Source organism: Agromyces aurantiacus (assembly GCF_016907355.1).
Lineage (GTDB): Bacteria > Actinomycetota > Actinomycetes > Actinomycetales > Microbacteriaceae > Agromyces > Agromyces aurantiacus.
This window is the reverse complement of record NZ_JAFBBW010000001.1, coordinates 3,281,094-3,302,850: the sequence shown is the minus strand read 5'-3', so window position 1 is coordinate 3,302,850 and position 21,757 is coordinate 3,281,094. Positions and strand designations below refer to the sequence as shown.

At 72.2% G+C, this 21,757-nt stretch carries 18 protein-coding genes; 12 read left to right on the top strand and 6 right to left on the bottom strand.

Annotation, left to right across the window (positions count from 1 at the left end):
- The first annotated feature begins 16 nt into the window (after positions 1–16).
- From JOD46_RS15570 to JOD46_RS15560, 3 genes are read left to right on the top strand one after another with little or no spacing between them, the layout of a single operon-like run.
- The gene (locus JOD46_RS15570; RefSeq protein ID WP_239562818.1) at positions 17–1,435 is read left to right on the top strand and encodes a ferredoxin reductase family protein; all 1,419 of its coding nucleotides are present in this window, start codon (positions 17–19) and stop codon (positions 1,433–1,435) included.
- Positions 1,432–1,962: an FMN-binding protein gene (locus JOD46_RS15565; protein WP_204395402.1), complete on the top strand. Its 531-nt coding sequence runs from the start codon at positions 1,432–1,434 to the stop codon at positions 1,960–1,962. The genes JOD46_RS15570 and JOD46_RS15565 overlap by 4 nt, the downstream gene beginning before the upstream one ends.
- 8 nt (positions 1,963–1,970) lie before the next feature.
- Positions 1,971–2,852 (top strand): FAD:protein FMN transferase, encoded by an 882-nt coding sequence (locus JOD46_RS15560; RefSeq protein ID WP_239562816.1) that lies wholly within the window; start codon positions 1,971–1,973, stop codon positions 2,850–2,852.
- Here the strand turns inward: JOD46_RS15560 and JOD46_RS15555 are convergent.
- Positions 2,777–3,640: a DUF72 domain-containing protein gene (locus JOD46_RS15555; protein WP_204395401.1), complete on the bottom strand. Its 864-nt coding sequence runs from the start codon at positions 3,638–3,640 to the stop codon at positions 2,777–2,779. The genes JOD46_RS15560 and JOD46_RS15555 overlap by 76 nt on opposite strands.
- A 9-nt stretch (positions 3,641–3,649) precedes the next feature.
- Positions 3,650–4,372 (bottom strand): VIT1/CCC1 transporter family protein, encoded by a 723-nt coding sequence (locus JOD46_RS15550; RefSeq protein ID WP_204395400.1) that lies wholly within the window; start codon positions 4,370–4,372, stop codon positions 3,650–3,652.
- Between the two features lie 225 nt (positions 4,373–4,597).
- Between JOD46_RS15550 and sucC the strand changes: the two genes are divergently transcribed.
- Positions 4,598–5,764, top strand: a complete 1,167-nt coding sequence (sucC, locus tag JOD46_RS15545) for an ADP-forming succinate--CoA ligase subunit beta (protein ID WP_204395399.1) — start codon at positions 4,598–4,600, stop codon at positions 5,762–5,764.
- A 17-nt stretch (positions 5,765–5,781) separates the two neighbouring features.
- On the top strand, positions 5,782–6,690 hold the full coding sequence (gene sucD, locus JOD46_RS15540) for a succinate--CoA ligase subunit alpha (RefSeq protein WP_204395398.1): 909 nt from the start codon (positions 5,782–5,784) through the stop codon (positions 6,688–6,690).
- A gap of 83 nt (positions 6,691–6,773) precedes the next feature.
- Here sucD and JOD46_RS15535 read toward each other — a convergent pair whose 3' ends face one another.
- Positions 6,774–8,342, bottom strand: coding sequence for a prealbumin-like fold domain-containing protein (locus JOD46_RS15535; RefSeq protein WP_204395397.1), 1,569 nt, complete (start codon positions 8,340–8,342; stop codon positions 6,774–6,776).
- A 426-nt stretch (positions 8,343–8,768) separates the two neighbouring features.
- Positions 8,769–11,297 (bottom strand): prealbumin-like fold domain-containing protein, encoded by a 2,529-nt coding sequence (locus JOD46_RS18685; RefSeq protein WP_239562814.1) that lies wholly within the window; start codon positions 11,295–11,297, stop codon positions 8,769–8,771.
- A gap of 337 nt (positions 11,298–11,634) precedes the next feature.
- Here JOD46_RS18685 and JOD46_RS15525 point away from each other — a divergent pair, with 337 nt between their 5' ends.
- The 7 genes from JOD46_RS15525 (at position 11,635) to ddaH (ending at position 20,079) form a co-directional block, all read left to right on the top strand.
- Positions 11,635–12,195 (top strand): hypothetical protein, encoded by a 561-nt coding sequence (locus tag JOD46_RS15525; protein ID WP_239562812.1) that lies wholly within the window; start codon positions 11,635–11,637, stop codon positions 12,193–12,195.
- Between the two features lie 83 nt (positions 12,196–12,278).
- A complete protein-coding gene (locus tag JOD46_RS15520) occupies positions 12,279–13,784 on the top strand; it encodes a hypothetical protein (RefSeq protein WP_204395396.1) in 1,506 nt (501 codons plus the stop codon).
- A gap of 29 nt (positions 13,785–13,813) precedes the next feature.
- Positions 13,814–15,199, top strand: a complete 1,386-nt coding sequence (locus tag JOD46_RS15515; RefSeq protein ID WP_204395395.1) for a cell division protein PerM — start codon at positions 13,814–13,816, stop codon at positions 15,197–15,199.
- A gap of 74 nt (positions 15,200–15,273) precedes the next feature.
- Positions 15,274–15,864, top strand: a complete 591-nt coding sequence (gene purN, locus JOD46_RS15510; RefSeq protein WP_204395394.1) for a phosphoribosylglycinamide formyltransferase — start codon at positions 15,274–15,276, stop codon at positions 15,862–15,864.
- Positions 15,861–17,471 (top strand): bifunctional phosphoribosylaminoimidazolecarboxamide formyltransferase/IMP cyclohydrolase, encoded by a 1,611-nt coding sequence (gene purH / locus JOD46_RS15505; RefSeq protein WP_204395393.1) that lies wholly within the window; start codon positions 15,861–15,863, stop codon positions 17,469–17,471. Before purN ends, purH begins: the two co-directional genes overlap by 4 nt.
- Before the next feature lie 133 nt (positions 17,472–17,604).
- Positions 17,605–18,702 (top strand): Glu/Leu/Phe/Val dehydrogenase dimerization domain-containing protein, encoded by a 1,098-nt coding sequence (locus tag JOD46_RS15500; protein WP_372432721.1) that lies wholly within the window; start codon positions 17,605–17,607, stop codon positions 18,700–18,702.
- A gap of 120 nt (positions 18,703–18,822) precedes the next feature.
- Complete coding sequence (gene ddaH / locus JOD46_RS15495) at positions 18,823–20,079, top strand: dimethylargininase (RefSeq protein WP_275588156.1); 1,257 nt, start codon at positions 18,823–18,825, stop codon at positions 20,077–20,079.
- Here the strand turns inward: ddaH and JOD46_RS15490 are convergent.
- Positions 20,051–20,749, bottom strand: a complete 699-nt coding sequence (locus tag JOD46_RS15490) for an ABC transporter ATP-binding protein (protein ID WP_204395392.1) — start codon at positions 20,747–20,749, stop codon at positions 20,051–20,053. The genes ddaH and JOD46_RS15490 overlap by 29 nt on opposite strands.
- Complete coding sequence (locus JOD46_RS15485; protein WP_204395391.1) at positions 20,746–21,756, bottom strand: ATP-binding cassette domain-containing protein; 1,011 nt, start codon at positions 21,754–21,756, stop codon at positions 20,746–20,748. The genes JOD46_RS15490 and JOD46_RS15485 overlap by 4 nt, the downstream gene beginning before the upstream one ends.
- Position 21,757: the final 1 nt, after the last annotated feature.

The following is a 21,757-nucleotide window of genomic DNA, read 5'->3' as shown; positions in this document are numbered from 1 at the left end:
CGCGCACCATGGCGTCATGGCATTCCTGGTTCACGACGCCCGGCACCTCGAACGGCCGATGCGGCCCTTCGGCGGATCGCAGCGCCCGAGCGCGGGCCGCCGCCTGTGGCGCGTCGACCTGCTGCAGGCGCTCGCCGTGGCGTCCGTCGCGGTCGCCGTCGGACTGTTCCTCGCCGAGGGCGGGGCGACGCGGTTCGGCGACCCCGGCTCGGCCCTGACCTCGCTCGGCATCATCGCCGGGCTCGCCGCGACCGACCTCGTGCTCGTGATGCTGCTGCTCGCGGCCCGAGTGCCGCTCATCGAGCGCGCGGTCGGCCACGACGCCGCCATGGCCCTGCACGGGCGGATCGGCAAGCCCGTGCTCTACCTGCTCATCGCGCACGGCGTGCTGCTGCTCGCGGGCTACGCGATCGCCGACGGCGTCGACCTCGTCGCCGAGGCCGTCGCGATCTGGTCGCTGCCCGACCTGCCGCTCGCGATCCTCGGGTTCGCGCTGTTCCTCGCGGTCGTGGTGACCTCGCTCGTCGCGGTGCGGCGCAAGCTCCGCTACGAGGCGTGGCACCTGGTCCACCTGCTGTCCTACGCCGCCGTGCTCGCGGCCCTGCCGCACCAGTTCAGCGTCGGCGGCCTGTTCGCCGAGGGCACCTGGCAGCGCGTCTACTGGATGACGGCGACCGTCGCGACGCTCGCCGCGGTGGTCGCGTTCCGGCTCGTCGCGCCGATCGCGGCGACCCTCCGCCACGGACTCGTGGTCGAGTCGGTCACGCAGGTCGGCGACCCCGCCGACGGCGTCGTCTCGGTCACGATGCGGGGGCGTGGCCTCGAGCGGCTCCGCGCGACGGGCGGGCAGTTCTTCATCTGGCGCTTCCTCGCCCCGGGGCAGTGGTGGCAGGCGCACCCGTACTCGCTCTCGGCCGCCCCGCGCGGCGACCGGCTCCGCATCACGGTGCGCGCGCTCGGCGACGGGTCGACCGACCTGGCCGGCGTGCTGCCGGGGACCCGCGTCGCCATGGAGGGCCCGTACGGCATCTTCAGCGAGGCGTCGCGCACGCGACGGCGCCTGACGCTCGTGGCCGCGGGCATCGGCGTCACGCCGATCCGCTCGCTGCTCGAGTCGGCCACGTTCCGGCCCGGCGAGGCGACGGTGGTGCTGCGCACCCCGGCCCCGGCCGACGGCTGGCTCCTCGACGAGGTGCAGGCCCTGTGCCGCACGCGCGGGGCGACGCTCATCACGGTGCCCGGCGGGCGAGGCCGGGGCTGGCTGACGGATGCCGCGGAACGGCAGGGCCTCGACCTCGCGACTCTCGTGCCGGCCGTGGCCGACAGCGACCTGTACGTGTGCGGCCCGCGCGGCTGGTCCGAGGGCGTGATCGAGCAGGCCCGCGCCGCGGGACTGGCTTCCGAGCAGATCCATCACGAGAGGTTCGACTGGTGAGACGACGTGCGATGATCCTGGCCTCGGCGGCCTCGGCCGCCGCCATCCTCGGCGGGTGGCAACTCGGCAACGCCGAGACGACCACGACGGTGCCCGCCACGACCGCGGCGGGCGCCACGAGCTCGAGCGGTGCGACGACCGGCATGACGGGCGCGTCCTCCAACGGAACGTCGGGCACCGGCTCGACGCAGTCCTCCGCGACGTCGGGGGCCGCGTCGTCCACCGGGTCGACCTCATCGAGCGGCGCGACGGACGGCACCTACACCGGCTCGACGGTCTCGACGCGCTTCGGCGACGTGCAGGTGCAGGTCACGATCTCGGGCGGGGCGATCACCGACGTCACCCCGTTGCAGCTGACCGACCACGACGGCCGCTCGGTCTCGATCAGCAACCGCGCCGCCCCGATGCTGCGCGAGGAGGTGCTGCAGGCGCAGTCGGCCTCGATCTCGATGATCAGCGGCGCGACCTACACGAGCGCGGCGTACCTGCAGTCGCTCCAGGCGGCGCTCGACCAGGCGGGATTCTGATGCAGCGGATGGCGCGGGCCGGCGCCGTGGAGGCCGGCGCTGTGGAGGCGGGCGCGGCGCCCCTCCCGCCCGGCGTGTTCCGGGCCATGGGCACGGTCGTCAGCGTCCGGCCCGGTGTGACGGGGCCGCAGGCGGACGCCGCGGTGGCAGCGGTCGCGACGGTGTTCGCGCGGTGGGAAGCGCGCTGCAGCCTGTTCGACCCCGAGTCCGAGCTCAGCCGCGTCGGACGCCGCGAGCTCGCCCTGCCGGACGCGAGCGAGGACGTGCGCGAGGCGTACGCCCTCGCGCTGCACTGGCGCGACGCGACCGACGGCGCGTTCACGCCGCACCGCGGCGACGGCATGATCGACCTGAACGGCGTGGTCAAGGCGCTCGCGGTCGAGGAGGCGGGCACGGCGCTCGACCGCGCCGGCTTCGTGCGCTGGGCGATCGACGCCGGGGGCGACGTGCTCGTGGCCGCCGCACTCGCTCCGGGTTCGACGCAGCCCGCCTGGCCGGTCGGTATCGTCGACCCCGTGGATCGCGGGCGGCTGCTCGCCCGCATCGACCTCGACGGCGCGCGTCGGCGCGCGGTCGCCACCTCGGGCAGCGCCGAGCGCGGCGATCACATCTGGACGATGCCGGGGCTCGGGCCGAGCCCGTTCCTGCAGGTCAGCGTCGCGGCCGCCGACCTGGTGACCGCGGACGTGCTCGCGACCGCCGTCGTCGCGGGCGGACCGGCCGCGCTCGACGACCTCGCCGAGCGCCACGACGTCGACGTGCTCGCCGTCCTCCGCGACGGGCAGCTGCTCGCGACGCCGGGCTGGCCGCGCGCTCAACCCGCCTCGGCCGCCGGGGCCGGCAGCCCGGGCGGCAGCGGCAACCGCCCGATCAGTCCCATGGCGTCGTAGGGCGCCCGGACCTTGATGTCGTTGTCGAAGTAGAGGTACGCGTCGCGGCCCGCCTCGAGATGCGCACGCGTCCACGCCGCCCAGCGGTCGAGCGACGCGTCGTCGTAGCCCGAGGCGTAGAGCTCCTCCTCGCCGTGCAGCCTCGCGTAGGCGAAGTCGGCCGTCGTGCGGTCGATGCGAGGGTAGCGCCCCGCGGTGTCGGCCGTGACGGAGGCCGCGCCATGGCGCGCGAGCAGGGCCGCCCAGTCGTCGGCGACCTCCTCGAACGACGGATGCCGCACCTCGAACGCGTGCCGGATCGGCGCGTCCGGATCGGCGCCGGCGGAGTAGGACGCGCGTCCCTCCATCCGCTCGTCGTGCCGTGCCGCGAGCGCCGCGGCATCCGCCCTGGATCGCGGCAGCCGCGCCAGGAACGCGTCGAGCAGCCCGACGTCGAACGCGAGCGTGGGCGGCAGCTGCCACAGCACGGGCCCGAGCTTCGCGTCGAGGTCGAGCACGCCCGACGCGAAGAAGTTCGCGAGCGGCGCCTCGACGTCGCGGAGGCGCTTGATGTGCGTGACGAAGCGCGGCCCCTTGACCGCGAAGACGAACCCGTCGGGTGTGCCGTCGCGCCAGCGGTGCCAGTTGGCCGGTCGCTGCAGCGAGTAGAACGAGCCGTTGACCTCGATCGAGGTCATGCGCGCGGAGGCGTACGCGAGCTCGTCGGCCTGCCGGAGGCCGTTCGGGTAGAACGCGCCGCGCCAGCCCCGGTAGAGCCAGCCCGAGATGCCGACGCGCGCCTCGGCCACGCGCCGCCGCTAGATCGCCCCGCCGAGCAGCGCGCCGATGACCCAGGTGACCGCGAGGGCCAGTGCGCCGCCGACGACGACTCGGACGATCGCGCGAAGCCGTGGGGCGCCGCCGATCCACGCCGACAGCCAGCCGGTGATCGCGAGCGCCACGATCACCGCGACGAAGGTCGTGACGATGCGCCACTCCGGCGGCGGCAGCAGGATCGCGAGCATCGGCAGGATCGCGCCGACCAGGAACGACGCCGCCGAGGCCCACGCGGCGTGCCACGGGTTCACGACGTCGGCCTGCGAGATGTGCAGCTCGGCCTCGAGGTGCGCGGCGAGCGCATCGTGCGCGGTCAGCTCCTCGGCGACGCGCTCGGCCGTCTCCTCCGAGAGGCCCTTGCCGCGGTAGATCGCCGCGAGCTCGGCGAGCTCCTGCTGGGGCATCGTCTCGAGCTCGCGGGTCTCCTTGGCGATCAGCGCATGCTCGGTGTCGCGCTGGCTCGACACCGACACGTACTCGCCGAGGCCCATCGAGATCGCGCCGGCCGCGACCGAGGCGACGCCGGCCACCAGGATGGCGCCGACATCCGTCGTCGCGGCGGCGACGCCGACCACGAGGGCCGCGACCGACACGATGCCGTCGTTCGCGCCGAGCACGCCCGCGCGCAGCCAGTTGAGCTTCTCGTGCACCTTGCCGTCGTGCGGGTCGGTGCGGTGGACCGGTTCGGCCGTGGCGTCCGTCATGCGGGCAGTCTCGCACTCGCGGTGCGACCTCGCCAGCATGGTGAGGCTTGCCTCCGCGGCCTCCGGGCGCGCCCGCTCGGTTCGGGCGCGCCTCGCCGGAGGGGTACCATGGTCGCGGCTCGACTTATCTCGATATCGAGGTATCTTGACGTCGAGACTCTCGAAGCCGGGCCTCTCCCCACCCATCCCTGCGCGCGACCCGCGCGGAACGATTGGAAGCAGAGCGTGGATCTTTACGAGTACCAGGCCAGAGACCTCTTCGAGAAGTACGGAGTGCCGGTGCTCCCGGGCATCGTCGCCGACACCCCCGAGGCCGTGCGCGCCGCGGCCGAGCAGCTCGGCGGCGTCGTCGTGGTGAAGGCCCAGGTCAAGACGGGCGGCCGCGGCAAGGCCGGCGGCGTCAAGGTCGCGAAGACCCCCGACGAGGCCGAGGCCGCGGCTCGCGACATCCTGGGCCTGGACATCAAGGGCCACGTCGTCAAGCGCGTCATGGTCGCCGCGGGCGCGAAGATCGCGCAGGAGTTCTACTTCTCGGTGCTCCTCGACCGTGCCAACCGCTCGTACCTGTCGCTGACCAGCGTCGAGGGCGGCATGGAGATCGAGCAGCTCGCCGTCGAGAAGCCCGAGGCGCTCGCCCGCGTCGAGGTCGACCCGGGCACCGGCATCACGCCCGCGAAGGCCCGCGAGATCGCCCAGGCCGCCAACTTCCCGGCCGAGCTCGTCGACAAGGTCGCCGACGTCTTCGTCAAGCTCTACGACGTCTACACGAGCGAGGACGCGACGCTCGTCGAGGTCAACCCGCTCATCATGTCGGAGGACGGCGAGATCATCGCGCTCGACGGCAAGGTCACGCTCGACGAGAACGCCGAGTTCCGCCACGCCGGCCACGCGCTGCTCGAGGACAAGGCCGCGACCGACCCGCTCGAGGCCAAGGCCAAGGAGCTCGACCTCAACTACGTCAAGCTCGACGGCGAGGTCGGCATCATCGGCAACGGCGCGGGCCTGGTCATGTCGACGCTCGACGTGGTCGCCTACGCGGGCGAGAACCACGGCGGCGTGAAGCCCGCCAACTTCCTCGACATCGGCGGCGGCGCGTCGGCCGAGGTCATGGCCAACGGCCTCTCGATCATCCTCGGCGACCCGCAGGTGAAGGCCGTGTTCGTGAACGTCTTCGGCGGCATCACCGCGTGCGACCAGGTCGCGAAGGGCATCGTCGGCGCGCTCGCCGAGCTCGGCTCGTCCGCGAACAAGCCGCTCGTCGTTCGTCTCGACGGCAACAACGTGGCGGAGGGCCGCCGCATCCTCGAGGAGGCGGCGCACCCGCTCGTCACCCTCGCCGAGAACATGGACCAGGGCGCCGACAAGGCCGCCGAGCTGGCGAACGCCGCGTAAGCAAAGGACAGCGAACCGTGACCATCTTTCTGAACAAGGACTCCAAGGTCATCGTCCAGGGCATCACCGGCGGCGAGGGCTCCAAGCACACCGCGCGCATGCTCGCGGCGGGCACCCAGGTCGTCGGCGGCGTGAACGCGCGCAAGGCCGGCACCACCGTGCTGCACAAGGCCCAGGACGGCTCCGACGTCGAGCTGCCGGTCTTCGCGACGGTGCAGGAGGCCATCGAGCAGACCGGCGCCGACGTGTCGATCGCGTTCGTGCCGCCGGCCTTCACCAAGGACGCCGTGATCGAGGCCATCGACGCCGAGATCCCGCTCCTCGTCATCATCACCGAGGGCGTGCCCGTGCAGGACTCGGCCGAGTTCTGGGCCTACGCCAAGGAGCAGGGCGGCAAGACCCGCATCATCGGGCCGAACTGCCCCGGCATCATCAGCCCCGGCGAGTCGCTCGTCGGCATCACCCCGGCGAACATCACCGGCAAGGGCCCGATCGGCCTCGTCTCGAAGTCGGGCACGCTGACGTACCAGATGATGTACGAGCTGCGCGACCTCGGCTTCTCGACGGCCATCGGCATCGGCGGCGACCCGATCATCGGCACCACGCACATCGACGCGCTCGCCGCGTTCGAGGCCGACCCCGAGACCAAGGCGATCGTCATGATCGGCGAGATCGGCGGCGACGCCGAGGAGCGCGCGGCCGACTTCATCAAGGCCAACGTGACCAAGCCGGTCGTCGGCTACGTCGCGGGCTTCACCGCGCCCGAGGGCAAGACCATGGGCCACGCCGGCGCCATCGTGTCGGGCTCGGCCGGCACCGCGCAGGCGAAGAAGGAGGCCCTCGAGGCCGCGGGCGTCAAGGTCGGCAAGACTCCCTCCGAGACGGCGCGCCTGCTGCGCGAGGTGTACGAGTCGCTCGGCGCGTAAGCGGCGGGACCGCAGGGAAGGGCCCCGTCCGGCGATGCCGGGCGGGGCCCTTCGGTTTCAGGATGTGCGTCCTCCTCCTGGGATCACGGGTCGATCACGATGGTGCAGATCACGGTCCGCGGCTGCAGGTCGGTGATCGTCACACTCGGGTCGTCCAGCTCGTCGGCGAGCGACACCTCGTCGGAGCCGTCCACGTCACACGAGATGCTCGAGAAGGTGCCCCCATCGACCTGCGAATTCACGGAAACCGTGACGTCGGTCAGTGGCGTGTTGAAGAAGTTCACCGTAACCGGGTCCTCCTCGTCGGCACAGGCGGGGCCGACCACGATACTGACGTCCTGTTCGCTGTCTGTGCTCACGTAACCCTCAGGCACCGTCTCCGTCACGGTGTAGTCACCCACGAGGGAGGAGATGACCAGCCCGTCGAGGCAGAGCTCGCCGTTGGCATCCGTCGTCCCCGTCAACGGGGTGTCTGCGGGGATGTTCCCGCCCGTCACCGTGAAGTCGACACCCTCCTGCGGGTGGTCGCCGGTTCCGTCAGCCGCGTGCTTGCGTTCCTTCACGATGAGCAGGGAACCGGTCTGCGGCACGTTGGTGTACGTGCAGTCGACCGATTGGCCTGCTGCGAGGTCGAACGTCACGGTGCCGGCGCTGACGTCGGTGACGATGTCGCCGGGGTCGTAGCCGGTGCTGTCGGAGCAGTCGATGCTGTCGAGTGCCCAGCCTGCCGGGACGGTGCTCTCGTCGACGACGTAGCCGGTGCCGAACGGCACGCCGGACCAGGTCGCGGAGTCGTCATCGGTCAGGTCGAACGTGAGGTCCGGCGGGTTGGCGTCGTCCTCGTCCGTGAAGGTCCGGTCGAAGCCGAAGAGCGTCGTGTTCGGATCCTCATCCGGGACCGTCTCCTTGCGGATGGTCACGCTGCCGCAGTTGCTGATCGGCGGCGTCTGCGCCAGGATCGTGTCCTTGTAGTCCGCGGTGTCGGAGTTGCCGGTGACCGTGCTCGGGATGGTGTTGGCGAACGAGAGGCATGCGTTGGTGCCGCCGAAGATGGTCGCCGTGAGGTCGACCGCGGCTTCACCACGGAACCCGTCGCTGCTGTACGCGGCGGCCGACTCGGCGGCGACGAGTTGCTCCGGCGCTCCGAGCACCAAGTTGCCCGAGCTGTCGTCCCAGACCCGCAGGTACAGGTCCAGACTGCCGCCCTGCTGGTCCCAGAGGATCATGAAGTCGCCGTCCGTGCGGTTGGCCCACGGGTTGCAGTCGGCGATCAGTTCGGCGTTGGTCGCGTTGTCGTAGTCGCATCCGTCGGGCGCCGGGTTCTGCATGAACTCGTAGGCGATGAAGCCGCTGCCGGTGTTCTTGTCACGTTCCCAGGCGAAGTACAGCCAGAAGTGCTGGGTAGACGTATCCTGCGCGACATCCAGCCACGCCCGACGGAGATCCACTTGGGCGTTCGGGTTCGTCTCCCCAAGCGTGGGGAGGGCGTCGTTGTGGATGACGCCGATCTTCGTGGTGTTCGAGTTGAGCGGTCCGAGCTCCTTCACGTTCCCGTACAGATCGGTGATTTCGGTGGTGCCCGTGTCGGGTACGGTGCCGTCGATCTCCCACGGGCCGTCGGCGGCGACCGCTGGGCCCGCCACCATGACCATTGCGATAGCGAAACAGCTCGCCGCCACAGCAGCGACCGCACGCCGCGGCGTCCGTCTGGGCCTCTCCGGCGTTCGGGTTCGGGTTGTCAGGGGCATCTTCGCCTCCCGGGTTGCAGGTTTCGTCCGGTCCGGGCGGGCCGGACGTTCCGCTGCGGGGCGACGTGGCGGGATCGGGTTCCTCGTCGTCGGCGCGTCCGGTGACGGTAGGTAAGGACGTCTCCGAGCGTGCATCGCGCCGTAGTGGCTACTCACGCCGGTCCAGAGGTTACTCCCGTGCAGCGCCCGCCGGAACCAGCATGAGGAATCCTCATGTCCCCAGAGGTGGGGACATGAGGACACCGGCGATCGCCGCCGGGTGACGATGGTCCCGCCGACCGGAGCCGGCGGGACCATCGTGTGGGTGAAGAAGGATCTAGCTCCCTTCGATCACGGATCGACCACGAAGTCGCACGTGAATGCCCCGGGCTCGAGGTCGTTGAGTGTCACGGTCGAGTCGTCGAGCGCGTCGGCCAGCGACACGTCCTCTTCGGCATCCGGTCCGTCAGCCGTCGGGTAGCACTCGATGCTCGAGAACGTCCCGCCCGGAACCAGCGAGTCCACGCTCACCACGATCTTCGTGAGTGGTGTGTTCACGAACTCCTTGACCGCACCGGCATTGGCGCTGGCGCAGTCGGCTGCCTCGGTGACGTTCGCGGTCTGCGTGCCGATTTCGGCGTAGCCGTCGGGAACGACCTCCGTGATCGTGTACAGCCCTGCCAGGCCGCTCACGAGCAGGCCGGTGGCGCAGGCCACGCCGGTCTCGTCGGTCGTGACGGTGACGCCCTCGGCGGGCAGCTCGCCGCCCGTGATCACGAAGTCGACCCCGGCGTGCGGGTGGCTCTCACCCAGGCCGTCGGCGGCGTGCTTGCGCAGCTTCGTGATCTCGATCGCGCCGACCTCGCGGTCGTCATGGAACGTGCACGTCACGATCTCGCCCGGGCTGAGCCCGATCGCGTCCACCGTCGAACCGTCGTCGCACGTCGCGCTGACCAGGTTCCAGTAGTCCGGGACCGTCTCGGTCACGTCGTACGTGCCCGGGTCGAGGTCCGAGAAGGTCGTCGAGTCCTTGCCTGCAGCACCGGCCGCGGTCGTCGTCAGCGTGAACGGCGACGGCGAAAGCGTGTTCGACGTGAAGTCGAACGAGCCCGTGCCACTGTCGGTGATCTTCTCGATCACGATGCCGCCCGACGCCCGGTTGGTGTACGTGCAGTCCACCAGGTCGTCAGCGTCGTCGATCGTGAAGGTCACGACGGCGCCGTTGACCGACGGCGTCACGCCGGAGCTCGCCGAGCAGTCGACGTCGACCAGCTCCCAGCCCGTGGGCAGCGTGCCCTCGGTGACTGTGAGGCCGGAGCCGAACAGCACGTTGTCGTACGACTGGCTCTCGCCGTCCTTCAGCGAGAAGGTCGGATCGACGTCACCGCCGAGGGTCGACAGCGAGGTCGAGTAGTCGAACGACGTATCGGTGCCGTCCGGGCTCGGCTGCGTCACCTTGCGGACGATCACCTGGCCACCGGTCTGGTTGCCGTACGTGCAGTCGAGGATGTCGTCCGCATCATCGATGTCGAACGTCACCGTTCCCGTCGCAAGGTCGATGTCAGGGTCGACGTTCGTGCTCGCATCGCAGTTGATGTCCTCGAGAGCCCAGCCTGTCGGCAGCGTGTCCTCGGTGATGGTGTAACCCGTACCGAGCAGCACGTCGTCGTACGTCGCGTTCTCGCCGTCCTTCAGCGAAGGTGCAGGGTCATCGGGACCGTTGAGCCGGTCGAGCACGGTCGAGAAGCCGAACGAGGATTCGCTCGGGTCGGGGCTCGGATCGGTCGCCTTGCGGATGATGACGGTGCCACCGGTCTCGTTGGTGTACGTGCAGTCGACCGATTGGCCTGCTGCGAGGTCGAACGTCACGGTGCCGGCGCTGACGTCGGTGACGATGTCGCCGGGGTCGTAGCCGGTGCTGTCGGAGCAGTCGATGCTGTCGAGTGCCCAGCCTGCCGGGACGGTGCTCTCGTCGACGACGTAGCCGGTGCCGAACGGTACGCCGGACCAGGTCGCGGAGTCGTCATCGGTCAGGTCGAACGTGAGGTCCGGCGGGTTGGCGTCGTCCTCGTCCGTGAAGGTCCGGTCGAAGCCGAAGAGCGTCGTGTTCGGATCCTCATCCGGGACCGTCTCCTTGCGGATGGTCACGCTGCCGCAGTTGCTGATCGGCGGCGTCTGCGCCAGGATCGTGTCCTTGTAGTCCGCGGTGTCGGAGTTGCCGGTGACCGTGCTCGGGATGGTGTTGGCGAACGAGAGGCATCCGTTGGTGCCGCCGAAGATGGTCGCCGTGAGGTCGACCGCGGCTTCACCACGGAACCCGTCGCTGCTGTACGCGGCCTGCGACACGGTCGCGTTGAGCAGCGTCGGGGCGCTGAGGGTCAGGTTCGGCGCGGTGCCGCTCCAGGTTCGGAGGTACAGGTCCTTACTGCCGCCCTGCTGGTCCCAGAGGATCATGAAGTCGCCGTCCGTGCGGTTGGCCCACGGGTTGCAGTCGGCGATCAGCTCCGCATCGGTGGCGTTGTCGTAGTCGCATCCGTCGGGCGCCGGGTTCTGCATGAACTCGTAGGCGATGAAGCCGCTGCCGGTGTTCTTGTCACGTTCCCAGGCGAAGTACAGCCAGAAGTGCTGGGTGGACGTGTCCTGCTCGACGCCCAGCCAGGCTCGGCGCAGGTCGACCTGGGCGTTCGGATTGGTCAGATCCAAGGTCGGCAGGGCGTCGTTGTGGATGACGCCGATCTTCGTGGTGTTCGAGTTGAGCGGTCCGAGCTCCTTCACGTTCCCGTACGGATCCGTGATCTCGGCGATGCCGGCGTTGGTGTCGGGGACGACGCCGTTGATGTTGAACGGGCCGTCGGCCGCGACCGCCGGGCTCGTGACCATCACCGTTGCCAGTGCCAGACAGCTCGCTGCCACTGCAGCGAGCCCACGCCGTCGCCTCCGTGTGGAGAGTTCAGGCGTTCGGGTTGTCGTCAGGGGCATCTTCGCCTCCCGGGTTGCAGGTTTCGTCCGGTCCGGGTGGGCCGGACGTTCCGCTGCGGGCGACGTGGCGGGATCGGGTTCCCGTCGTCGGCGCGTCCGGTGACGGTGGGTAGGTCGTCTCCGGGCGTGCATCGCGCCGTAGTGGTTCTCACGCCGATCGGCACGTTACTCCGAGACATGAGCGACCCTCACGTCCCCGAACGGGGCACGTCGCCGACGCGCGTGGCAGCATGGGACCATGACCGAGCATGCTGCGTGGGAGGAGCGACGGTCCGGCCCATCGGAGGCGGAGCCCGACACGCGGCGCGGGCCCGGGCACGTCATCCGGTCGAGCTTCGTCACCGAGGAATCGGTCTACGGCGTCATCCTCGTCTCGGGCATGATCGTCGTCGCCGGTGCCCACGGCGACAGCTCGTGGTCCACGTTCTGGACGGTGACGACGACGGTGCTGGTGTTCTGGGCTGCGCACCTCTACGCCGGCACCGTGGCCGCCCACGGCATGGACGACCATCGAATGGTCGGCCTCGGCGAGGCGTTCCGTCGGGCCATGCGCCGTTCGCTCGGGATGCTCATCGCCGCGCTGATCCCGTCGTTCATCCTCCTGCTCGGCGCCACCCGCGCCGTTCCCGACTCCGTCGCCCTCTGGAGCGCGCTGTGGGTCTGCGTGGCCGTGCTCGCCGTCCTCGGGTTCATCGCCTTCCGCCGGCGCGGCGCGAGTGTCGTCATGCAGGTGCTCGGCTCCCTCGCCACGGCCGGCTTCGGCGTGGCGATGATCCTGCTCAAGGCCTTCGTGCACTGATCCCCGTGGGACCATCGTCCCCGCCGCACGGCCCCGCTTCGCTAACGTCGGCAGCAACGGCGTCCACGACGGGGGAGAGCGGCATGACCGACCAGACCGATTCCGAGCTCGACCTGCGCGCCCGCATCGCCGCGCTCGAGGCCGAGAACGCGATCCTGCGCGAGGCCAAGACGACGGATGCCGCGGCCGCCGGCACCGCGACCTCCGTGGCCGTACGGCCCAAGCGCCACCGCGGGCGCACGGTCGCGGCCGTCGCCCTCGTGCTGGTCGGCCTGCTGCTCGCTCCGGTCGCGCTCATCAGCGCGTGGGCGCGGCTGCAGCTCGTCGACACCGACCGGTTCGTCGCGACGTTCGCGCCGCTCGCCGAGGACTCCGACGTGCAGGCGTTCATCTCCGACCAGGTCACCGCCGCGATCGAGGAGAAGGTCGACATCCCCGGGCTCACGAAGGACGTGTTCGACGGCATCCGCAGCCTCGACCTCCCGCCGCGGGCCGAGGACGCGCTCGGCCTCCTCGAGGCGCCGGCGGCCCAGGGCCTGCAGACGCTCGTCGCGGGGGTCGTGGACCGGATCGTGACCTCCGACGCGTTCGCCGACATCTGGACGGCCGCGCTCCGCGCGAGCCACAAGCAGTTCACCGCCGCCTTGCAGGGCGACCCCGACGCGATGCTCGCAATCGGCTCGAACGGCACGCTCAGCCTCCAGCTCGGGCCGATCATCGAGGAGGTCAAGCAGCGGCTCGAGGACCAGGGCATCGGCTTCGCCTCCGCCATCCCGGTGATCGAGCGCAGCGTCGTGATCGCCAAGGCCGACTCGCTGACGCTCGTCCAGACCGTCTACACCCTCGCGGTGGCGGTGGGCACGTGGCTGCCCTTCATCGTGCTCCTGCTGTTGGCCGCGGGCGTGCTCGTCGCGAAGCGCCGCAGCGCGGCGCTCGTCTGGACGGCGGGCGGCCTCGCGCTCACGATGATCCTCACGCTCGCCGGGTTCGGCACAGGGAAGCTGTTCTTCGTCGGCAGCGTGAGTCCGTCGATCATGCCGGCGGCGACGGCCGAGTCGATCTACGGTGGGCTGACCGAGCTCATGGTCTCGACGATCGCCGCGTTCATCGTGCTCTCGATCTCGGTGGCGCTCATCGCCTGGCTCTCCGGCCCCTGGCGCCCGGCCCGCACGGTGCGCGGGCTGGCCGACTCCGGGTTCGGCGCGGTGCGCCGTGCGGCCGAGGGGCACGGCATCACGACCGGTCGGTTCGGCGAGGGCCTGCACCGGTACCGGGTGGCCGTCTACGCCGCGATCGCCGTGATCGCCGCGCTCGTCCTGCTCGCATCGCGGCCGCTGCAGGTGTCGACCGTGGCCTGGACCGTCGTCCTCGCGCTGCTCGCGGTGCTCGTCGTCGAGCTGCTCCGCCGCCCGGGCGCGGCGGTGCCGCCCGAGGCTGCCGAGGCGGTCGGCCCGGACGTCGAACCCGACCTCGGACCCGACGTTGCGGCCGCGTCCGCGGCGCCGGCGACGGCCGCGGCGGGCGGTGCGACCCCGGCTGAGATCGACGAGGCCCTGCATCGCACCGACACCGCACGTCCTGCCGGCTGACCCCCGTCCGGGGCGTAAGGTCGAGTGCGATGAGACGCACGACGATCGCCCTGCTCGCCGCGCTCGAGACCGCCGTGTGCGTGCTCGTGGGCTACGGCATCGCGCTCGTGCCGCTCATGCTCCTGTGGGCCACGCGCTTCGGTCTCGCGGCGCCGCTCGACGCCTTCTTCCGCGCGGCCGCCGACGCGTGGCTCCTCGGCCACGGCGTCGACCTCGAGATCCAGCTCGACGAGCTGACCGCAGCCGGGCTCGGCGTCGACGGGGCGGGCGCCCCGTTCACCGTCACGATCGCGCTCCTCGGGTTCTCCTTGCTCACCTTCGCGTTCGGCCTGCGGATCGGCCGCCGCGCGTCGGCGAGCGGCACTCCCGTCGTCGGCGCCGTGTCGGCGATGCTCGTGGCCGGGCTGCTCGGTTGGGCGATCGCCGTGGTCGGCACTTCGGCGGTCGCACGGCCCGTGCTCTGGCAGGCGGCGGTGCTGCCCGCGCTCGTCATCGGCGTCGGCGTCGTCGCGGGCATCGCGATCGCCTTCACGCGCGGCGGCTGGGCGACGGATGTCACGACGAGCGCCGTGCGCCGGGGCGTCGACGCCGTGCCGTTCGCGGCCCGCGCGGGCCTGCGCTCCGCCATCCGCATCGGCCTCGGATCGGCGATGGGCGTGATCGCGGTCGCGGCCGTGCTCCTGGCGGTGCGCATCGCGATCGAGCATCCGACCATCGTCGGACTCTCCCAGGCCCTCGCCGCCGGGGTCGACGGCGGCGTCGTGATCACGCTCGCCGAGCTCGCCCTGCTCCCGAATGCGATCGTGTGGGCTGCGGCGTGGGTGCTCGGACCGGGATTCGCGCTCGGCGCCGGTACGACCGTGTCGCCGAGCGTGACCCTCATCGGCCCCGTGCCCGGGCTGCCCCTGCTCGGTGCGCTGCCCGCCGAGGGTGCGCCGCTCGGCGTGCTCTGGCTCGCGCTGCCCGTGCTGCTGGGGTTCGGCGGCGCCGTCCTCGTCGCCCGCTCGGCGCCCGACCGGCGCGACGAGCCCTGGTGGGTCACGCTCTCGGTCGGGCTCGCGGCCGGCGGCATCGCGGGCGCGGTGCTCGGTGGTCTCGCGGCGTGCTCCGCAGGGTCGGTCGGCCCGGGTCGACTCTCCGACGTCGGACCCGACGCGCTCCTGGTCGCGGCGGCGGCCGCCGCGAGCGTGACGGTCGGCGCCGTGGCGGGCGCGTTCGCGGCACGGTCGCGCGCCCGGCACGCCCTCGACCCGGTGGCCGAGCGCCCTGCGGCGCCATCGCCCGCCCGCGCGGCGCCCACGCCGAGCCGTGCGTCCCGCCCCGTCGACGCACCCGACGGCGATCCGGGTGACGACCCCGCGTCGGCCGAGACCGTGCCGCTCGACGGACTCGTGCGCGGCAGCCGCATGCCCTGACGCGTGGCGGTTCGCTCGGATGAGCGGCGCGCCCCGTGTCATCCGCTCGCCCGCGCGCCCGGTACCCTCGTAAGGTGCTGAAGCTCGTCGTGCTGATCTCGGGCACGGGATCGAACCTCCGCGCCCTGCTCGAGGCGTCGGAGGACGCCGAGTTCCCCGCCCGCGTCGTCGCCATCGGCGCCGATCGCGACTGCGAGGGTCTCGCGCTCGGCGAGGAGTTCGGGATCCCGGCCTTCACCGTCCCCTTCACCGCCTACGGCTCCCGCGACGAGTGGGGCGAGGCGCTCATCGAGCAGGTGCGACGCTGGGAGCCCGACCTGGTCATCCTCTCGGGGCTCATGCGGCTCGTCCCGCCGGCGGTCGTGGACGCGTTCAGCCCCCACCTGATCAACACGCATCCCGCCTACCTGCCCGAGTTCCCGGGCGCGCACGGCGTGCGAGACGCGCTCGGCGCCGGCGTCACCGAGACCGGGGCCAGCCTCATCGTGGTCGACAACTCCGTCGACGGCGGACCGATCATCGCGCAGGAGCGCGTGCCGGTGCTGCCCGACGACACCGAGACGACCCTCCACGACCGCATCAAGCCCGTCGAGCGGCGCCTGCTCATCCAGGCCGTGCTCGACATCGCCAACTCGCACCTCGACCTGAAGGAGCTCGCCCGATGAGCGGAGCCGCGATCGACCCCAGCCTGTATCGCGAACGCGACGTGGTGCCCGTGCGCCGCGCGCTCATCGCGGTGAGCGACAAGACCGGCCTCGTCGAGCTCGCGAGCGCCCTCGTCGAGGCCGGTGTCGAGATCGTCTCAACCGGCGGCACGTCCAAGGCCATCGCCGACGCCGGGCTCCCCGTCACGCAGGTCGCCGACGTCACCGGCTACCCCGAGCACCTCGACGGTCGCGTCCGCACGCTGCACCCGGGCGTGCACTCCGGCCTCCTCGCCGACCTCCGGCTCGAGCACCACGAGCGCGAGCTCGCCGGGCTCGCGATCAAGCCGTTCGAGCTCGTCGTGGTGAACCTCTACCCCTTCGTCCAGACCGTCGCCTCGGGTGCCGAACGCGACGCGGTCGTCGAGCAGATCGACATCGGCGGCCCCGCGATGGTGCGCGCGTCGGCGAAGAACCACGCCAACGTCGCCGTCGTCGTCTCGCCCGACCGCTACGACGAGATCGTCTCGGCCGTCCGCGCCGGCGGCACCACGCTCGCGCAGCGCCGCGACCTCGCCCGCGAGGCCTTCCGGCACACCGCGACCTACGACATCGCGGTCGCCTCGTGGATCGGCAACGTCCTCGCGCCCGACCAGCCGGCCGAGGAGTCCCCGTTCCCCGCGTGGGTCGGCGCCGCCTGGACCAAGGACGCCGACCTGCGCTACGGCGAGAACGCGCACCAGAGGGCCGCGCGGTACTCCGCCGTCGGCGGGCGCCCCGGCATCGCGCAGGCCGAGCAGCTGCACGGCAAGGAGATGTCGTACAACAACTACGTCGACGCGGATGCCGCGGTGCGGGCCGCGTACGACTTCGACGCGCCGGCCGTCGCGATCATCAAGCACGCCAACCCGTGCGGCATCGCCGTCGCGGCATCCGGCGCCGCCGACCCGATCGCCGACGCGCACCGCCGCGCGCACGAGTGCGACCCCGTGTCGGCCTTCGGTGGCGTGATCGCCGCGAACCGCGCCGTGACGCGCGAGATGGCCGAGACCGTCGCCGGCATCTTCACCGAGGTGCTCGTCGCGCCCGGCTTCGAGCCCGAGGCGGTCGAGGTGCTCACGCAGAAGAAGAACCTGCGCCTGCTGCGCCTGCCCGAGGGCTTCGAGCCGCCCGCGGTGGAGATCCGCCAGGTCTCCGGCGGCCTGCTGCTGCAGCAGGCCGACCGGTCGTTCGCGCCCGCGTCGGAGTGGACGCTCGCCGCGGGGGAGCCCGCCGACGAGGCGACGCTCGCCGACCTCGAGTTCGCCTGGCGCGCCTGTCGTGCCGTGAAGTCGAACGCGATCCTGCTGGCGTCGGATGGCGCGTCGGTCGGCGTCGGCATGGGCCAGGTCAACCGCGTCGACTCGTGCCGCCTCGCGGTCGAGCGGGCCGGCGACCGCGCGACCGGCTCGGTCGCGGCATCCGACGCGTTCTTCCCGTTCGCCGACGGCCTGCAGATCCTGCTCGACGCCGGCGTGAAGGCCGTCGTCCAGCCAGGCGGATCGGTGCGCGACGAGGAGGTCGTCGCGGCCGCGAAGGCCGCCGGCGTGACCATGTACTTCACGGGGGAGCGCCACTTCTTCCACTGAGCCGCGCCTCGATCCGGGCACGGCCGCGAGCGCGTGAGCCGAGGCATCCGCGCGGCAGTACCCTTGAGGTGAGGGCGCCCACAAGGCGTCCGCACCGCCGCGCCCACAAGGCGATGAACAAGGAGAACGATCGATGACGATCATGGACGCCCCCGTCCCCGCCCCTGCCCCCGAGGTCCACGTCGCACTGCCCGTCGACGCGCCCGACCACGAGCGCGTGCTCATCACGCGCGGTCCGCGCTCCGGACTCACCATCATCGTCGCGGTGCACAGCACCGCGCTCGGCCAGGCGCTCGGCGGTGCCCGCGTCTGGCAGTACGAGCACTGGACCGACGCGCTCGGCGACGCGCTGCGTCTCTCGCAGGCCATGACCCTGAAGAACGCCGCGGCCGGCCTCGCGCGCGGCGGCGGCAAGTCCGTCGTGTGCATCCCCGCCGGCGAGACCCTCGACGAGGCGCGTCGCCACGACGCCATGCTCGACCTCGGCGACGCCGTCGAGTCGCTCGGCGGCGCCTACATGACGGCCGAGGACGTGGGCACGAGCGCCGAGCTCATGGCGGTCGTGCACGAGCGCACCGAGCACGTCTGCGGCCTGCCCGCCGACCAGGGCGGGGTGGGCGAGCCGGCGGATGCCACGGCGGCCGGCGTGCACGCCGGGATCCTCGCCACGCTCGACCACGTGTTCGGCTCGCGCGAGGTGGCCGCGCGCCACTTCGTGATCTCGGGACTCGGCCAGGTGGGCGGTCGCCTCGCGCGCGCGCTCGCCGCCGGCGGCGCGCGCCTGACCGTGACGGATGTCGCGACCGCGAAGCGCGCGCTCGCCGACGAGCTCGGCGCCGCCTGGGTCGACCCCGCCGACGCGCACCGCGTCGAGGCCGACGTCTTCGTGCCGTGCGGGCTCGGCGGCGTGCTCACGCACGAGGTCGTCGACGAGCTCCGGGTGCGCGCGGTCGTCGGCGCCGCGAACAACCAGCTCGCCGATCGCGACGTCGCCCGCCTGCTGCGGCAGCGCGGCATCGCGTGGGCGCCCGACTTCGTCGTGAACGCCGGCGGCGTGGTCTACCTCGACCTCGCCTCGGCGCCCGGGATCGGCCAGGCGGAGCTGGACCGGCGGATCGCCGGCATCGGCGACGTCGTCGGCGCCGTGCTCCGCGATGCCGACGACGCGGGCATCACGACGCTCGAGGCCGCCGAGCGGCTCGCGCAGGCCCGCCTCGACGCCGCACGCTGAACGTCCGGAGGGGGCGGCGCACGCGTGCGCGGCCCCCTTCCGCATCGACCCCGCTGCGACGACCTCGCCGTGGTCGCGCGTGGTCGGGCCGGGTTCGTCCCGGCCGATAGGCTCGTGCCCATGACGCCCCCTGCGACCCGTCCGCCGGTCATCCCCGCCCGAACCCACGCGCAGGCGTCGGTGGCACGTCGCTCCATCGCCGCGATCGCGTCCGCGGCCGTCGTCGCGGCGATCGCGTTCGCCGCCGGGGTCCTCGCGACCTTCATCGGACAGGGCCAGAACCCCGCCATCCTGGCCCAGGCCCTGCCGTACTTCTCGCTCGCCGCCGTGGTGCTCTGGGGGCTGCTCTGCGTCGGCAACGCGGCGGGCGCCCTGCGCGCGTGGTTCCTCGCCCTGCCCGTGGGCCTCACCTCCGCGGTCCTCGCGACCCTCCTCGCCGCGAGCGCGAACGTGCTCGGCCAGGGCGTGGCCGTGAGCGCCGAGGTGTTCTCCCTCCTGCTCGGCACGCTCGTCGGCGTCAACCTCGTCTTCATCGTCGCCGCGGTCCTCGCCGAGACCCTGCTCGCCCCGCGGGTCGCGCGCGGCGTGCTCCGCCACCGCCCGCGCGCGATCGCGCGCCGCGTGGCGCTCGTGCGCATCCCCGCCTCGAACCTCGACGAGGGCGAGCTCACGCACCTCGAGCGCCGCCCCGTCGACCAGGCCAAGGCCGACGAGCAGTGGGACGACTACTGCGCCGCGCTCGTCGCGGAGGGCTGGGAGACCGTCGAGGTCGACGCTGCGCCCGACCTTCCCGACTCGGTCTTCATCGAGGACACCGTGGTGTTCTTCGGCGACGTGGCCGTCCTCGCGAATCCGGGCGCCGAGTCGCGGCGGGCCGAGGTCGAGGCCGTCGAACGCGCCGTCCGCGCCATGCCCGGGATCGCCGTGGCCCGCATCGCCGCGCCCGGCACGCTCGACGGCGGCGACGTGCTCAAGGTGGGCGGGGTCGTGTACGTCGGCGCCTCCTCGCGCACCAACGCCGAGGGCATCCGGCAGCTGCGCGCCATCCTCGCGCCCCGCGGCTACACGGTCGTCGCGGTGCCCGTGACCCGGGCCCTGCACCTGAAGAGCACCGTCACGGCGCTGCCCGACGGCACCGTGATCGGCCACGCCGACCTGGTCGACGCGCCGTCGCTGTTCCCGCGGTTCCTCCCGGTTCCCGAGCGCGAGGGCGTCGCCGTGGTCGTGCTCTCCGACGACACGCTGCTGATGTCGGCGTCCGCTCCGCGCACGGCCGAGCTGCTGTCGGGCCTCGGCTACCGCGTCGTCACGGTCGACATCGGCGAGTTCGAGAAGCTCGAGGGCTGCGTCACGTGCCTGTCGGTGCGGGTGCGCTGACGCGCGTCACCGCGCCGTCGTGCAGTTCCACGACGCGGTCGGCGCGCTGCACGAGCGCGGGGTCGTGCGTGGTCACGACCGCGGCGACCCGCCGCGAGTGCACGAGATCGGTGATGAGCCCCATCACGGTCGCGGCCGTGCCGCTGTCGAGCTGACCCGTCGGCTCGTCGGCGAGCAGCACGGTGGGGCGCGCGGCCAGCGCGCGCGCGATGCCCACGCGCTGCTGCTGGCCGCCCGAGAGCTCGTACGGGCGCTGCGCGGCGTGCGCCGCGAGCCCGACCAGCTGCAGGGCCTCGGCGACCCGCTGCTCGCGCTCGCGCGGGTCGATGCCCTGCAGCCGCAGCGGCACCTCGACGTTCTCGGCCGCGGAGAGCACCGGGATGAGACCGAACGACTGGAACACGTAGCCGACGTGGTCGCGCCGGAAGGCGGCGAGCGCGTCGTCGTCGAGCGCCGAGAGGTCGTCGTCGCCGAGTCGCACCCGACCCGAGCTCGGGCGGTCGAGGCCGCCGAGCAGGTTCAGCAGCGTGGTCTTGCCGGCGCCCGAGCGGCCCGTGACGACGACGAGCTCACCCGGGGCGACCTCGATCGACACGTCGTCGACGGCACGGACGGCACCGCCGCGGCCCTCGTAGACGCGCGTGACGGATTCGGCGCGCAGCACGGTCATCGGGCATCCTCCTCGTGATCGCCGGTCGATGCGGGCCGATCGGGTGCCGCGGGTTCGCCGGATGTCGCGGGCGCGGCGGGCTCGCCGGTCTCGCCGGTCTCGGTCGCCTCGCCGGGCGGCGGCGCCCCGTCGTGACCCGGCCGCACCGCGACGTGGTCGGGCTCGAGCGCGAGTCGCACGCGATCGCGCAGGTCGAGCTTCGCGACGAACTCGTGCGGCAGCTGGAGTCGCCCGACCCGGTCGAGCACCGCGAACTCCTCGGCGACGGCGAGCTCGGCGCCGTGCTCGTCGAGCCGGGTCGACCGGAGCACCTCGGTGGAGGTACGGCCGTCGCGGATCTGCACGGTTCGGCGCACGTGCTCGGAGACCGAGGGGTCGTGCGTGACGATGAGCATGGTCACGCCGAGCTGCTCGTTGACGCTGCGCATCGCCTCGAGCACCGATACCGAGGTCGCCTCGTCGAGCTCGCCGGTGGGCTCGTCGGCGAGCAGCACCCGCGGCGAGTTGGCGAGGGCGACCGCGATCGCCACGCGTTGCTGCTGCCCGCCCGAGAGCTCCGCCGGTCGGCGGTCCGCCACGTCGCCGACCTCGAGCAGGTCGAGCAGCTCGGCGGCGCGCGCCGCGCGCGCGGCGCCGCGGCCGTTCCGGGCGACGGCCATCGCGAGCGACACGTTCTCGGCGGCCGTGAGGTAGGGCAGGAGGTTCCGCGAGGTCTGCTGCCAGACGAAGCCGACCGTGTGCCGACGGTACGCGACGCGCTCCTTCGAGCGCATCGCGAGCAGGTCGTGCCCGGCGACGCGGGCGACGCCGGCGGTGGCGGTGTCGAGCCCCGAGAGGATGGTGAGCAGGGTCGACTTGCCCGAGCCGGAGGCACCCACGAGCGCGACCAGCTCGCCGGGGTCGATGCGCAGGTTGAGGCCCTGCAGCGCCTGGACCTCGATGCCGTCGGCGCTGAAGATGCGCACCAGGTCGGCGCAGAGCATGTCGGGCTCGGTCTCGTTCGGCATG

Excerpts from the sequence above, each read along its gene's own strand:
- JOD46_RS15570 (WP_239562818.1), top strand. The coding sequence starts at position 17 with ATGGCATTCCTGGTTCACGACGCCCGGCACCTCGAACGGCCGATGCGG.
- ddaH (WP_275588156.1), top strand. The coding sequence starts at position 18,823 with ATGACGCCCCCTGCGACCCGTCCGCCGGTCATCCCCGCCCGAACCCAC.
- JOD46_RS15520 (WP_204395396.1), top strand. The coding sequence starts at position 12,279 with ATGACCGACCAGACCGATTCCGAGCTCGACCTGCGCGCCCGCATCGCC.
- JOD46_RS15490 (WP_204395392.1), bottom strand. The coding sequence starts at position 20,749 with ATGACCGTGCTGCGCGCCGAATCCGTCACGCGCGTCTACGAGGGCCGC.
- JOD46_RS15485 (WP_204395391.1), bottom strand. The coding sequence starts at position 21,756 with ATGCCGAACGAGACCGAGCCCGACATGCTCTGCGCCGACCTGGTGCGC.
- JOD46_RS15535 (WP_204395397.1), bottom strand. The coding sequence starts at position 8,342 with ATGGTCATGGTGGCGGGCCCAGCGGTCGCCGCCGACGGCCCGTGGGAG.
- JOD46_RS18685 (WP_239562814.1), bottom strand. The coding sequence starts at position 11,297 with ATGGTCACGAGCCCGGCGGTCGCGGCCGACGGCCCGTTCAACATCAAC.
- JOD46_RS15550 (WP_204395400.1), bottom strand. The coding sequence starts at position 4,372 with ATGACGGACGCCACGGCCGAACCGGTCCACCGCACCGACCCGCACGAC.
- JOD46_RS15525 (WP_239562812.1), top strand. The coding sequence starts at position 11,635 with ATGACCGAGCATGCTGCGTGGGAGGAGCGACGGTCCGGCCCATCGGAG.
- JOD46_RS15515 (WP_204395395.1), top strand. The coding sequence starts at position 13,814 with ATGAGACGCACGACGATCGCCCTGCTCGCCGCGCTCGAGACCGCCGTG.
- JOD46_RS15560 (WP_239562816.1), top strand. The coding sequence starts at position 1,971 with ATGGCGCGGGCCGGCGCCGTGGAGGCCGGCGCTGTGGAGGCGGGCGCG.
- purH (WP_204395393.1), top strand. The coding sequence starts at position 15,861 with ATGAGCGGAGCCGCGATCGACCCCAGCCTGTATCGCGAACGCGACGTG.
- JOD46_RS15500 (WP_372432721.1), top strand. The coding sequence starts at position 17,605 with ATGACGATCATGGACGCCCCCGTCCCCGCCCCTGCCCCCGAGGTCCAC.